Source organism: Streptomyces sp. NPDC007346, from assembly GCF_040703535.1.
In the GTDB taxonomy this organism is placed as follows: Bacteria; Actinomycetota; Actinomycetes; order Streptomycetales; family Streptomycetaceae; genus Streptomyces.
The window spans coordinates 20106-33363 of record NZ_JBEYKR010000078.1; the positions used below are offsets into that span (position 1 = coordinate 20106).

General features: G+C 74.3%; 9 protein-coding genes and 1 pseudogene. 2 read left to right on the forward strand and 8 right to left on the reverse strand.

What is annotated here, in order from left to right; translation table 11 throughout:
- Nucleotides 1-12 precede the first annotated feature (12 nt).
- Nucleotides 13-2223 carry an AAA family ATPase gene (locus AB0917_RS20680; protein WP_366821054.1) on the reverse strand — a complete coding sequence of 737 codons (2211 nt, stop codon included), beginning with the start codon at nucleotides 2221-2223 and terminating at the stop codon, nucleotides 13-15.
- Nucleotides 2224-2562: 339 nt separating this feature from the next.
- On the opposite strand from AB0917_RS20680, the gene AB0917_RS20685 reads away from it, so the two are divergent.
- A complete protein-coding gene (locus AB0917_RS20685; RefSeq protein WP_366821055.1) occupies nucleotides 2563-2814 on the forward strand; it encodes a hypothetical protein in 252 nt (83 codons plus the stop codon).
- 71 nt (nucleotides 2815-2885) lie between these two features.
- Here the strand turns inward: AB0917_RS20685 and AB0917_RS20690 are convergent, their stop codons facing one another.
- The 3 genes from AB0917_RS20690 to AB0917_RS20700 all read right to left on the reverse strand — a co-directional run bounded on the left by AB0917_RS20690 (nucleotide 2886) and on the right by AB0917_RS20700 (nucleotide 5192).
- Nucleotides 2886-3314, reverse strand: coding sequence for a pyridoxamine 5'-phosphate oxidase family protein (locus tag AB0917_RS20690; RefSeq protein ID WP_366821056.1), 429 nt, complete (start codon nucleotides 3312-3314; stop codon nucleotides 2886-2888).
- Between the two features lie 64 nt (nucleotides 3315-3378).
- On the reverse strand, nucleotides 3379-4293 hold the full coding sequence (locus AB0917_RS20695) for a serine hydrolase (RefSeq protein WP_366821057.1): 915 nt from the start codon (nucleotides 4291-4293) through the stop codon (nucleotides 3379-3381).
- Entirely contained in the window at nucleotides 4290-5192 is a 903-nt protein-coding gene (locus AB0917_RS20700; RefSeq protein WP_366821058.1) for a LysR family transcriptional regulator, read from the reverse strand. Before AB0917_RS20700 ends, AB0917_RS20695 begins: the two co-directional genes overlap by 4 nt.
- Nucleotides 5193-5390: 198 nt before the next feature.
- On the opposite strand from AB0917_RS20700, the gene bla reads away from it, so the two are divergent.
- Entirely contained in the window at nucleotides 5391-6338 is a 948-nt protein-coding gene (bla, locus tag AB0917_RS20705) for a class A beta-lactamase (protein ID WP_366821059.1), read from the forward strand.
- Here bla and AB0917_RS20710 read toward each other — a convergent pair.
- The 4 genes and pseudogenes from AB0917_RS20710 to AB0917_RS20725 all read right to left on the reverse strand — a co-directional run.
- A complete protein-coding gene (locus AB0917_RS20710; RefSeq protein ID WP_366821060.1) occupies nucleotides 6335-8044 on the reverse strand; it encodes a thiopeptide-type bacteriocin biosynthesis protein in 1710 nt (569 codons plus the stop codon). The genes bla and AB0917_RS20710 overlap by 4 nt on opposite strands.
- Before the next feature lie 66 nt (nucleotides 8045-8110).
- A complete protein-coding gene (locus AB0917_RS20715; RefSeq protein WP_366821061.1) occupies nucleotides 8111-10024 on the reverse strand; it encodes a TOMM precursor leader peptide-binding protein in 1914 nt (637 codons plus the stop codon).
- Nucleotides 10021-12123: a hypothetical protein gene (locus tag AB0917_RS20720; RefSeq protein ID WP_366821062.1), complete on the reverse strand. Its 2103-nt coding sequence runs from the start codon at nucleotides 12121-12123 to the stop codon at nucleotides 10021-10023. Before AB0917_RS20720 ends, AB0917_RS20715 begins: the two co-directional genes overlap by 4 nt.
- Nucleotides 12120-13258 (reverse strand): annotated as a pseudogene (locus AB0917_RS20725) (hypothetical protein); the annotation flags it as partial. The gene AB0917_RS20720 and the pseudogene AB0917_RS20725, both read right to left, overlap by 4 nt.

Consider the following 13258-nt stretch of genomic DNA (forward strand, 5'->3'; position numbering starts at 1 on the left):
GGGCGGCAGCGTTCAGCGCAGCGCGGTGGGCAGCTCTTCCCGGTGGATGACGCCGAGCCGCTGGGTGGCCCGGGTCAGCGCCACGTACAGGTCGCTCGTCCCGTACCGGGCGGGCTCCACGACCAGCACATGGTCGAACTCCAGCCCCTTGGCCTGCCGCGGGTCGAGGAGCACCACCGAACGTGTGAGGTCGGGCTCGGCCCCCGCCGTGACCCTCTCCAGAGGCGCGGCGATCTCCTCGTGCAGGGCACGCGGCGCGATCACCGCGAGGCGTCCCTCGTGAGGCGTCAGCTCCGCGACGGCCTTCGCCACCGCGCCCGCCAGATCCTCACCGGCCTCCCGCACCCAGGGTTCCTCGCCGGTGGACCGCACCGAACCGGGCGCCACGAAGGAGGGGTTCCGCTCCCGTACGACGCGGGCCGCCAGCTCCATGATCTCGGCGGGCGTACGGTAGTTGACCCCGAGGGTCACATGCTCGAAGCGGTCGCCGACGTAGGGCTGGAGGATCTTCTCCCACGAACCGACGCCGGCCTCCTCCGAGGTCTGGGCCGGGTCGCCGACCAGGGTCAGCGAACGGGTCGGCGAGCGCCGCATCAGCAGCCGCCACGCCATGGGCGACAGCTCCTGCGCCTCGTCGACGATGATGTGCCCGAACGCCCAGGTGCGGTCGGCGGCGGCCCGCTCGGCGGCGCTGCGGTGGTCGATCTCCTCGTGCCGCTCCGCCATGCGTTCGGCGTCGATGATGTCGTGGGCGGCGAGGACCTCGGACTCCTCGTCCTCGAACTCGTACGTCTCCGACCCCCGCGACAGCTCCAACAGCCCCTGCGCGTAGGCGATCCGCTCCTGCCGCTCGGCCTCGGCGGCGGCCTGCCGGGCGCTGTCGTCGACCCCGAGCAGCTCGGCCGCCTCGTCGAGCAGGGGCACATCGGCCGGGGTCCACTCCCCGTCGGTGGCAGCCCGCCGCAGGGCATCGGCGTCCTCGTCCGGCAGATACACGGGCTCGGCCAGATACCCGGCGAGGAACTCCTGCGGAGTGAGCACGGGCCACAGCGTCTCGACGGCCTCGTGCACCTCCCCGCTCATGGCGACGGCCTTGCCCAGCTGCGCGATGTCGTCCGGCCCGAGGAAGTTGGGCCCGCCGTACGGGTCGGCGCCGATGCGCTCGGTGAGCTGCGCGGTCAGGGCGTCGATGATCCGGAAGGCGAAGTGCGGGCGGGCGAGGTTGTGCGGCAGCAGGGTCTCCCGCGCCGCCTGCCGGGCCTCGTAGGCGATCTCCCAGTCCAGGACGAGGTCCCCGTCGTCGTGCCCGATGACCAGCGGAGCACCGGGCTCGGGAAGCTGCTGCCGGTCGCGCACGGCGAGGGCGAGGGCCTCCGCCATCCGCGCACCGCCCTTCACCGCGGCGGCCCGGGGCGTGTCGGTGCCGGTGGCGTGGACGCCGGGGAAGAGTTCGGCCTGTGTGGCGAGCAGGACACCGGTCTCACCCAGGGCGGGCAGCACCTCCGCGATGTACCGGAGAAAGGCCGGGTTGGGGCCCACGATCAGCACGGCGCGCTTGGCCAGCACCTCGCGGTGCTCGTACAGCAGGAAGGCGGCCCGGTGCAGCGCGACCGCCGTCTTCCCGGTGCCGGGCCCGCCCTCCACGACCAGGACACCGCGGTGCGGGGCGCGGATGATGCGGTCCTGCTCCGCCTGGATCGTCCGCACGATGTCACCCATACGGCCGGTACGGGCGGAATTCAGCGCGGCCAGCAGAACGGCGTCACCGTTGGGGTCCTCGAAACCGGTGCGGTCGTCGTCCCCGAGATCCAGGATCTCGTCGTGCAGCTCGGTGACGGTACGCCCCTGGGACGTGATGTGCCGACGCCGCCGCAGCCCCATGGGCACATGCCCGGTGGCGAGATAGAAAGGCCGGGCGACCGGCGCGCGCCAGTCGATCAGCAGCGGCGTGTGCGCGGTGTCGTCCTCACGGATCCCGATGCGGCCGATATGGTGCGCGGCGCCGTCCACCAGGTCGATGCGCCCGAAACACAGCGAACCGTCCACCGCGTTCAGCGCGGCGAGCAGCCCCGACCGCTCCGCGACGAGCACATCACGCTCCAGCCGGGCCTGCAGCCCGGTCCCGACCGGCGTCAGAGCCTCCTCGACGTGCCGGGCCGTGACTCCGCGCAGCTCGTCGACGCGCGCGTGGACACGGTCGACGAATTCCTGCTCTTCCCGCAATTCAACGGCTTCCCGGTTTGACAAAACGGCTCCCTGCCGGATATGGTTCTTCTTATAAGGCCTCCGTGTGGGGCCTTTCTGCGTGAGCGCAGAAGAATCAAATATACGTGGGGAAATCCCTGGTCCGCAATTGCGGACCAGGGATTTCCTGTGCTGTGGGTGGGCGGCGGGAGCGGGCGAACACCGGGACAGGCGGGCCCGCGGGGCGCCGGAAGGCGTGTTGCTCCGTCCAGGCGTATTGCCTTCGAGCCGAGCGTGTCCGTCCGACCGCCACGCCCCTCGTGCGTAACGGTTAGGGCTCCGCACCATCCGTTACGCAGTTGCTGAGAAGGAGCACCCATGCTTCGTCGTATCGCCATCACCTTCGCGGCCGTCGCCGCGGCCGGCCTCGTGGCGGCCACGCCCGCCGTCGCCGACGGCTGGGAGGGTGGCAAGGCCGGTGCCGGCTACCAGGCGGTCGAAGGACACCGCGGGAACGCCGAGTACACCAACCTCGGTGGCCCGTACGGGATCACCTACGCCAAGGAGAACAGGCAGCACTTCGCGGCGGAGCGCGGCCACTTCTACGCGCAGTACCTCCAGGGCCACTGAGCCCTCGGCGCCGGACTGGGCCCGCCCCCTCGGGGGCGGGCCCAGTCCGTGTCCCCGGGCCCTGCGAGGGCTCAGGACGCGCCGAGGTCCGAACTCAGCCAGCGCTGGGGCCGCATGTGGATGACCACCTGCTCACCGTGTTCCTTCGAGGCCAGGTCGACGTAGGCGTCGACCGTCTCCGCGGGCAGATAGCGGGACGAGATCTCCACCAGCTGCTCACGGGTGGCCGGGAGCGTCGAGACGACGGGGCCCTCGACGGACACGTAGCGGACGGTCGGTTCGACACGGTCGACCATCAGGGAGAACCGCCCCGCCCCGGCGATCGACCGACCTTTGCGCGAGTTACGCCCCGTCATGATCCAGATGTCGCCCCCGGGTTCGTACTGGTACCAGATCGGCACGGTGAGCGGGGCGCGTCCCTCCTCCCCCGAGTCCACGGCCAGCGCGGCGACATGCGGTTCGGCCAGGAACTGTTCGCGCTCGTCACGGGTCAGAGCCACAGGTACTCCTCCATCGACTGGATGTCCTGCGCCCAGGATGCCGCACCGCGCCCCCGTCGGCCGGTCAGACGTCCTGGCGTGTGCGGAGTTCCTCCACCGCGACCCTGGCCACCGCGCCGATCACGGCGTCGGCGCGCGGGAGCTTGGTGTCGGCGCGGGCGGCCTGGGTGAAGACCACGGCCGTGTAGAGGCTGCCGTCCGCGAGCTCCACCACCCCCGCCTCGTGGCGCATGGAGCCGAACGTGCCGGTCTTGCCGTAGACGGTCACGTCGTCGTACGGGAACCCGGAGGCGAGGCGGTGGGCCCACGGCTGGGTGCGCATCGCCGCGCGCATGAAGGAGCAGCTCGCGGGGGACGCGATGCCGTCCGTCCAGATCGCCCGGAGCAGCCGGGCGGTCTCGGCCGGGGTGGAGGACGCCTTGTACGCGGGGTCGTAGACGTCCGGCGGGACGACGGTGTCGTTGTCCGCGACCTGGGCCATGGCTGCGTCCAGCGACCCGGCGCCCGTATCGGCGACCAGCCGGTCGAGGGTACCGACGACCCCTCCGTGGATCCGGGTGTGCGGCAGACCGAGGTCGGCACACATCCGGTCGACGGACTCGGGGCCCACGGTACGCAGAACGGCATGGGCCGCCGTGTTGTCGGAGACGCTCATCATCTGCACCACCAGGTCGCGCAGCGACATCGTGACCGGGTCGCGCAGGATGGACAGGCCCGTGGGGCCGGGGACCCGGTCGGCGGCCTCCAGCGTGAGCCGGTGGCTCGGGTCGACCCGCCCCGCGTCGGCCAGCCGGCAGAAGGCGGCCATGAGCGCCACCTTGTAGACGGAGCCCATCGGTACCTGCTCGTCCGGGTCGATGACCACGCGGGCCGACGGGCGGTCCAGCTCCGCCACGTGCAGCCAGCCCCGGACGCCGGCGTCGTCGAAGAGGGAGCGGATGGCCCGTTCCACCCCGCCGTCGCGCCGGGAGCCGTTCACGTCGCCGCCTTGCGGGCGAGGACGTCCTCCAGCAGCTGTGCGATCCCTTCCGGGTCCCCGGAACCGGAGCCGGGGGCGGAACCCGAACGCCGAGGGTTCCAGACCACCCGCAGCCGCAGGGGGAGCGGCGGATCGGTCGCCCGTCGTCGTTCGACCCGCGAGGCCGTCAACGCTTCGTCCGCCGTGACCAGTACGGCCTGGCCCGCCGCCACCAGCGCCAGCCCGGCCCGTTCGTCGGTGACCACCACCGTCTCCACCCGGCGGCCCCGGCTCGCCAGCGTGTCGACGAACAGGTCATGGGCGGCGGGCGCCTCCACCCGGGGCCGCACGGCGACGGGCAGGGGGTGCGGCGACGTACCCGGACGCGTGCCACCGGACTCCGCCGGCCGGGCCGGGGCGAGGATCCAGGTCGGCAGGAGGACCACCTGCCCGGCGGCGAGGCCGTGCAGGACGGAGGGGTGCCGGACGACGGCCAGATCGAGGCGGCCCGAGGCGACATCGGAGAGCAGGGTCGCGGTGGGAGCCGTCACCGTGCTGATGCGGCTCCGCTCACCCGCCCGTACCGGGGCGGCCGCCACATCGGCCGCGAGGGACGCCGGCACCTCGGGCACCAGCCCCAGCCGCAGGCGGCGCCCGTCCGCGTGCTCGCGGGCACCGGTCTCCCGAAGCTCCGCCAGGGCGGCGAGGGCCCGGCGGGCGTGCGGGAGCAGCAGGCCCCCCTCCTCGGTGAGGAACACCCCCCGCTCCCGCTCGAACAGGCGCACGCCGAGCAGCGCCTCCAGTCGGCGCAACCCCTGCGAGAGAGGCGGCTGGGTGATCCCCACCCGTTGGGCGGCGGCACCGAAGTGCTCCTCCTCCGCCAACGCGATGAAGATTTCCAGGTGCCGTTCCGTCAGCACTCCATCTCCCTGGCATGCGGTGATATGGCTGGTGAATCACTCCGATGCCGAGAGCGTATTCGACATGCCGACCGGCGGCGGGTTTGACTCCCGCAGAGGCCGATCGCACGGCCCGCGGCCGGTCCGCCGACCGGGCCCGTGCGCCGCACGACCACCGTCGAGGCCGCACGACCACCGTCGAGAAAGAGGTCTTCCGCCGTGCCCATCCGTACGCACACCCACGTCTCACGCCGCGCCGCACTCGCCGCGCTGACCGGTGCCGCCCTGCTCCCGCTCACCGGCTGCTCGACGGCCGGACCGGACACCGCCCCGGCCGGGAGGAGCGGTTCAGGCTCCGGACCCTCGCCGTCGGCCTCGCCCCCGCCCCGTACGGACCGCGCCTTCGCCGAACTGGAGCGGAAGTTCGACGCCCGGCTGGGCGTGTACGCGATCGACACCGGCGACGGACGGACCGTCACCCACCGCCCCGACGAACGGTTCGCCTACGCCTCCACCTGCAAGGCCCTGCTCGCCGGCGCCGTACTGGCCAGGAAGAGCCTCCCGCAGATGGAACGCCTCGTGCGCTACGGCAAGGAGGACCTCGTCAGCCACTCGCCCATCGCCGAGAAGCACCTCGCCACCGGCATGACCCTGCGCGAACTGTGCGATGCCACCATCCGGTACAGCGACAACGCCGCCGCCAACCTGCTCTTCCGCGAACTGGGCGGCCCCCGGGGCCTCCAGGACGCCCTGCGCCGGCTCGGTGACCGTGTCACCCGCTGCGACCGCTACGAGGTGGCCCTCTCCGACGCCACCCCCGGCGACCTCCGCGACACCAGCACGCCCCGCGCCCTGGCCACGGACCTGCGTGCGTACGTCCTCGGGCCCGCCCTCCCCGCCGACAAGCGGGCCGTCCTCACCGACTGGCTGAAGCGCAACACCACCGGCGACCACACCATCCGCGCGGGCGCACCCCGAGGCTGGGAGGTCGGAGACAAGACCGGCACCGGCGGCTACGGGACCCGTAACGACATCGCCATCGTCTGGCCGCCGCGCGCGGCCCCGATCGCGCTCGCCGTCCTCTCCCGCCGCGACATCAAGGACGCCGAACGCGACGACGCGCTGATCGCCGGCGCCGCGAAGGTCGCCCTCGACGCCTTCGCCTAACCGCCCGGACCCGGCTCCTCCACCGCGGGCGTCTCCGGAGGGCGGCCCACCGGCAGCACGTACTGGAGCGGCTGGTCCAGGTCGTCCAGCCCGAAGAGCTCGTGCGCCAGATCGTCCCGGAACCCGCCGAGCGGGGTGGTGCCCAGACGCAGCGCCGTGGCGGTCAGGAGGAGCGACTGCGCCAGGTGCCCCGCCTCCAGGAGCCCGAGCCGCAGCGCCCGCAGGCCGTAACGCTCCCTGAGCCGCCCCAGATCGACGTACAGGCCCAGGACCACCGGGAGCGCGTCCGGCACGATGCCGTCGGGGTCGTCGTCGGCGCGTGAGAGGTACGAGGACAGCGACCTGATGTCGTCCATGGCGGGCGCCGGGCCGACGTACCGCAGGGCGCGCCGGTCGGGCACGCACTGGTAGGTGCCCGGCGCCAGCCCCTGGACGTCCAGCGCGATCAGCCGGAGACCGGCGGTGTAGAGGGCGCCCGCGCTCGGATAGGGCCGGTGGCGCATGAGCCGTTCGCCGCCGCCGGCGAACCGGTGGACCGACTCGTGCCCGGACGCGTGCGCGCCCCACAGCAGTGTGCCGAGCGACGCCGCGTCCAGCGGCCCCGTGAGGGCTCCCCGCCGGGAGACACGGCTGTTCATCACCGTGTGCAGGGGTGTGTCCGGGAACGGGCCCGCGGCGAGCGGCAGTTCGGAGCCGCCCTGGGGACCGGGCTTCCGGGCCGGTAGGTCGCGGGGGGCCGAGTCCTGTTCCCGCCCGAGGTGGAACTTGCTCCGCTCCAGGTACTGCCGGTCGGGCGAGGCGTACCCGTCCGGGAAGTACGAGGCGGCCTCGCCCCGGTCCAGGAGCGTGCGCGCGGCCAGCCGGCACACCGCCCGCTCCTCGTCGGGCGCCAGGCCGAGCCGGTTGAAGAGCATGTGCAGCTGGGACGCCCAGATCCGTGGGCGGCCCCCCGGCGGGGAGGCGGAGCGAAGGACCGGGTCGGCCTTGCGGACACCGTCGTACCAGTCGGCCAGGGTGCCGGGGGCCGTGCCGTCCTCCAGCGCCTGCCGCACGGCCAGGGCACGGCTCACGAGGGCGTCGCGTTGCAGCGCGTAGACGTTGTTGACCTTCGCGTGGACGTGCTGGGGGCCGAGCAGCGGTACGCCCTCGGCCCACCGCCAGCCCGCGGCGTGGAGCCGCAACCACCGCGCCGCCGCGAGCCGGTCCATGCCGCAGGCGAGAGCGGTGGTGTGCGCGAGATCGATGGCCAGGGCGAGCCGGGCGCTGCCGCGCGGGGCCTCCCGGACGGCCCGCACGGCCACCCGGCTGGAGCGGACGAAGACCTCCTCCGCCACCGGCAGCGCCACGGGCCCTCCGTAGCGTGCGGTCTCGGGGACGTACGGCTCCGCGTGGACCTCGGCGTGCTCCGCCTGCCCGCGTTCGCCCCGCCCGCGTACGGAATCGGGGACCGGCAGCCGCTCGGCCCGCCGCGCGAGGGACTTCGGCAGGGACGCGGCCCGCGCCTCCGACGCACCGCGCACCCGGATGCGCAGGTGGTGCCCGCCTTCGTCGTAGCGGATGAAGAACCAGCCGGTGGCCTCGCCCTCGGCGACGAGCCCGTCGAGGAGCGGGGCCACTTCCTCGGTGAGGAAGACGTCGGTGTCCTCGGGGGCGGACCGCAGGAAGCAGTGGAGACTGAGCCAGGTGTCCTGGGGGCCGTTCGTCACGGGATGGGTTTCCTGTCCTGGTGGTCCGGTGATCCGGTGTTCTGGTTGGCCGGCTTACGGGGCGTCTTACGGGAACGGATGCGGGTGCAGCGCGAGTTCGTCATGGCGCGCAGTGCGCGGCGTGCGTCCCAGCCGGGCCGGAACCTCCAGGAGCCGGTCGAGCCCGAGCGTGCGCCGGTTGACATGGCCGAACGTCATCGGCAGCGAGCCCGGGACCACGACCTTCGCCGTGTGCAGGCCGAGCCGGTCGCGTACCGCGGACTCACTCAGCGGTACGGCGACGACCTCCAGGCCGAGACCGGCCAGCCGGATCACGGTCTCGTCCAGCAGGGTGACGACATCCGGCACCGGTGCCGCCGCCGACGCCTCGGGCCAGACCTCCTGCCAGGCCGCCGCCGGGCCGTCCGGGTCGAGAAAGTCCAGCCGGGAGAGGGCCTCGGGGAGGGTGTTGACGGCCACGTGGTCGGCGAGCGTCGTGACCAGCTCGGGGCGCTCCAGCATCGGCAGCAGCCGCCGGCGGTCGAACATCTCCGGCTCGGCGCGGTGCCGGTGGACGGCGTTCACCACGTTGGTCACCACCTCGGCGACGGCGGAGCGGATCGCGGCACGCGGATGGTGATGACCCCCGGCGGCGACGAACGCCCGGGGAGCGGTGGCGGGTTCGCCCCGGTGCAGGGCGACGGCGATGACGCAGGGCACCTGGAAGTCGTTCGTCGCGTCGAACAGGGCCACCCGGTACCCGGCGAGCGCCGCCCGGTCCACGAGATGCGCCACCTCCAGGTCCTCGGCCGGTACGGCGACCCGGCGCAGCGGGGTGCGCGCGTACCAGGCCATCAGGAACGCGTCCCGCTCGGCGACCTCGAACAGCCCGTACAGCGCCGCCTCCGCCGGGCTGTTGCCCAGCCCGCAGCCGCTGGAGCACTCGTACACCACCCTGGGCCGGTCCGGGCTCGGGTCCCAGTAGGCCACGTGCTCGGGCACCGCCGTCGTACCGTCACGGGTCAGGGACCAGCCGTGCACCCAGTCCAGTTCGAGATCCGGGGCGTAGGGCACGGTCGCGGAGGCCGGGTGGCCGTGGTGGACGGGGTCGGGCAGCCCGAGCCGGACCGGATCCACCGCCCGCTCGGGACCGAGCTCCGCGTACGGGGCGCGCAGCACGGTCCGGTGGCCGGTGGGGCTCATCGACGCCAGCCGTTCGGCCGCCTCGAACAGGGCGACGCGCTCGCTGCTCTCGAAGTCGATGCTCCGCCCGTAGCCGCCGTCACGGGTATGGCGGCCGTAGGTCACGTACGCGCTGGTCAGGCTGTGCACGGACTCCTCGGTGCGCAGGATCTGGTGGACCGGCCCGAACCGCTCGTCGAACAGCGCCTCCCGCAGATCCGCCACCCCCGTCCGTGGGTTGGGCTCGCGCAGCGACACCGGATCGCAGGGAGGCCTCGGCGAACGGCGGGTGTCCGGGCCGAACGCCGCCTCCGCGACCTCGGGACCGTCGGGCGGCAGCGGCAGGCAGACCGCGCACCCGCCCACGGGCTCGAAGCGGTGCGTCGACCAGGTGCCCCGGCCGTTGTGCACGACGTGGACGACCGCCCCGTCCCCGTGCCGGAGCGACGCGGCCAGCACGGCGACGGCGTCGACGAAGGCGGGGGAGGGCCGGCCCTCCAGCCGCAGCCCGGGGCTGTGCCACGGCACCCGGCCGCCGATCGTCGCCAGCCGCCGGTACTCGCCGCACGACAGACACCCCCGCGCGCCGGGCCGCAGCACGGGCCCCACCACCGTCAGCGCCCCGTCGCCCCGGACGGGGACGAGCGTCACCGGGTGGCGCAGCGCGTGCCGGGACAGCTCCTCGGCCGTCCCCAGGGTCCAGGCGTCCAGGACCACGACGGCGCTGCCCTCGGTGAGTCGCAGGGCGCCCGCCGCATCGAGGACCGGGGTGGGTGTCTCCTCGGCCAGGGCTTGCCGGAGAGGGTCTGTGGTGGTCACCGGAGTCCTTCCTGGGAGGTGGGGCGTGCGCTGGGCTCGGGCTCGCGTTCCGGCTCGTGCTCGGACCCGTGCTCGGGCCCGTGCCCGTGCCCGTGCTCGGACCTGGCGGAGAGAACCGAGAAGCCGCACTGCCGGAGCGCCGACCACAGCGCGTGTACGTCGGCGTGAGCACCGGCCGGGGGCTGCCACGGCTGGGGGGACCACCCGGTCAGGCAGGTCAGAGCCTCCTGGAGGTCCGGTTCCCGGTCGGCCAGCTCCGCCAGCCACGCGGTCGTCCACCCCGCGTCCTCCCAGGGCGCGAGCTCGGCGGACCGGGCGAGCGTGGCCGACGCCCCGCTGGGTGTCGCCAGGTGCCGGGCGGCCGGGATGCCGACGGCCGCCTGGACCCTGACGACGGCGGAGAGCGCGGCGAAGGCGACGGCGTCGTCGGCCGACGCCTCGGCGGCTCTGCCGAGCACGCCGGGCGCCTCGCCCACCGTCGTACGCCCCCGAACCCGGGCATGGAACACGCTCCCGCCGCCCGCGTCGAGGCGCGAGACCGACACCTCCGCGTCGACGCCGAGCCGCCGGACCAGGACGGACCACCAGTGCCGGGCCTGCGGGTGGCGTGCGGTCTCCGGGCTCCAGAGCACGGGGCGGCCCACGGTCATTGCGCTGTCCGGGCCTTCGCCACCGGCGCCTCGGCCTTCGCCGTCCGGGCCTGCGCTTCTTCCCGGGCCCTCCCCGAGGCCCTCCGCCGCCGCGTCCTTCCGGCCGGCTCCTGCGACCGCCACGGACCCCAGCAGGCCGGCCGCTGCCCGCAGCGCGCTCCCACGCGCGTGCTCCGGGCTCGCACCGACCGCCACCGGGCCCGACGCGCCCTTGCCCAGGCGGAGTTCGGCGGCACGGCACAGCGCCTCCAGCCGGGCCAGGTCGGCTCGGGCGGCACCGGACAGCAGGTCGCCGTCCTCCACCGCGCAGCGGACGAGTGCCGCGGGCAGCTGAGGAAGGGCCCCGGGGACCGGTTCGTCCAGCACCCCGGTCATCCGGTCGGTGAGCACCGGGATACGTGCCAGCGCCTCGGCTGCCGTACGTACGGCAGCACGGGGGCGGCCCCGGTCGGCGTCCACGAGCACGGGGCCCGGCCAGTTCCGGTACTCACCCCGCAACGGCTCCTGCTCGGCGATGAGTGCCGTGGGCAGTCCCGGTACCAGCCGGGCGTCCTCCGCCTCGGCCGACGGATCGCCGAGCCCGGCCACCGCGCACACCAGCCGCTGCGCCGCCGAGGAGGCCAGGAGCGCGGGCAGCCCGGGGTGCTCCGCCGAGCCGGGCACCTCCCGCCGGCGCAACCTGTCGGCCAGCCCGTCGGCGTCGGCGCGCGCCTGCTCCGCGCTGCCCACGGGGGTGACGAACCCGACGCCCGCCCGTACACCGACCGCCACCGCCCGTTCCGCCGTGCCCTGTTCCGCCGGGCCTTGTCCCTTCAGGCCCTGTTCCCGTGCGATGTCCGAGGGCTCGCCGTGCCCGGCGGTGACGAGCAGGGCCTGCCCGTCCGGCAGATCCGCCGCCTCGACGACCTGCGCCCGGATGCCCGCCCGGTCGAGCGCCCGCGCGGCGATGCGGGCCAGCGGGCTCTCCGGACGTGAGCTGAGGACCCGTGCCCGGCTGCGGGTGAGCGCGGCGGCCGCCGCGGCGGGCCGGTCGGCGACCGCTCCGAGCCACCGCTGGTCCGCCCCGTCCGCCGCCTCCGCGGCGGTGCGCTCGACCAGGAGGCCGTGGTCGAGCAACTGGCCGATCACCGTGAGCAGAGCCGTCCGGAGCGGCGAACCCACCGGAGCGGACCGGGCCAGCTCCGCGTGCCTGTCCCCGCTCCCGCCCGTCGACAGCGCCTCGGCCAGGCGGTCCCACAGCACCGGCAGCCCGGGGCCGCCCTCCAGGGTGACGCTGGTGATCCAGCCCCGCAGATGTACGCCGTTGTGGAGCACGGTCACCGAGACCCCCGGCCGTAACATCCACCGCCCCAGCGAATCCAACGCGTCCGGCGTCTCCGGCGCGTCCGGCGTCGGCCGGGTCCCTGCCCCGGGGGCGGTTCCGCTGTGCGCCGCCTGTTCGACGGTCATCTCTCTTCCCCTCTGTTCGCGTGCCCGGCGGACGCACGGTCGGCCACACGGCCCGCATCGCCCACCAGGTGGCCCGGCGGCAGCCCGGCACGGTAGGTCTCCACCACCAGCTCCACCGCCGCGTGCCTCTCCTCCCGGGCCGGGGCGGGCAGCGCCTCCTCCAGGACCACCCCGTCCCGGTGGCGGGCCAGCCACTTGCCCAGGCAGCGCAGATGCAGCGCGTCGCCGAGATCGACGTACTGCGGCTTGGGGCGGTCGAGGGCGCGCAGGAGGTCCTCGTCGACCCGCCCGCCCCGGGCCGGTGGTGCGGCACGCAGATAGAGCTGGTCGGGCACGCCGAGCAGCGCCCGCCAGCGCGCCACCGCCCCCACCGGCACCTCGCCCTCGGCCGCGAGTTCGGCGAGCAGCACCGCCACCGTGGAGCCCGCCAGCTCCCAACGGCGCCGGCGCAGCACGAGGTGGCGGTGGCGCAGGCGGGGGGCGCGCACCAGGTCCCCACCGGGTACGGCGGTGACGTGACGGGGCACCAGGGCTCCGAAGTCGGTGATGCCGTGCGGGTGGTCCATCAGCAGGGGCGCGAGCCTCGGCTGCAGCAGCAGCGGGGCGAACACCCCCGCGTAGAGCACATCGGCCCACTCGCCGGTGGCCTTGACCCGGACGCGTACCTCATCACCGTCCACGTCATGGACGAGTTCGACGTCATCCATGCCGAGAGCCGCGTACGAGCGGTCCGCCCCGATCTCCTCCGGCACGAACAAGGGATGCAGGTTGGCGTTGAAGCCGCTGACCGGGCGCACCTGGGCCACTCTGGCGCCGGGTCCGAGCGCCCCGAACACCGCGGCGGCCGTCTCCCGCGCCGCCTCGGGGGCCACGGAATCCAGGAACCTGCTGCCGAAGCGCCCCCACCCCCCGTACATGTGGTTCACACACAGCGCTCCGCCCGGCCCGCGCTGGAGGAACCCGGTGTACGAGACCGGGCGCCGTGTCGCCCACGACGGGAGCCGGGAGTGGAGCCGGGCCATCGGCTCCGCCGGCAGGACGACGTCGTCATCGGGTCCGCCGCCGGTGTCGGCGTGCGCGCGGTGCACGGCCGCCACCAGCCCGGCCCGGAGCGCGGTGAGCCGCCGGACGCCGC

Excerpts from the sequence above, each read along its gene's own strand:
- AB0917_RS20685 (WP_366821055.1), top strand. The coding sequence starts at position 2,563 with ATGCTTCGTCGTATCGCCATCACCTTCGCGGCCGTCGCCGCGGCCGGC.
- AB0917_RS20720 (WP_366821062.1), bottom strand. The coding sequence starts at position 12,123 with ATGACCGTCGAACAGGCGGCGCACAGCGGAACCGCCCCCGGGGCAGGG.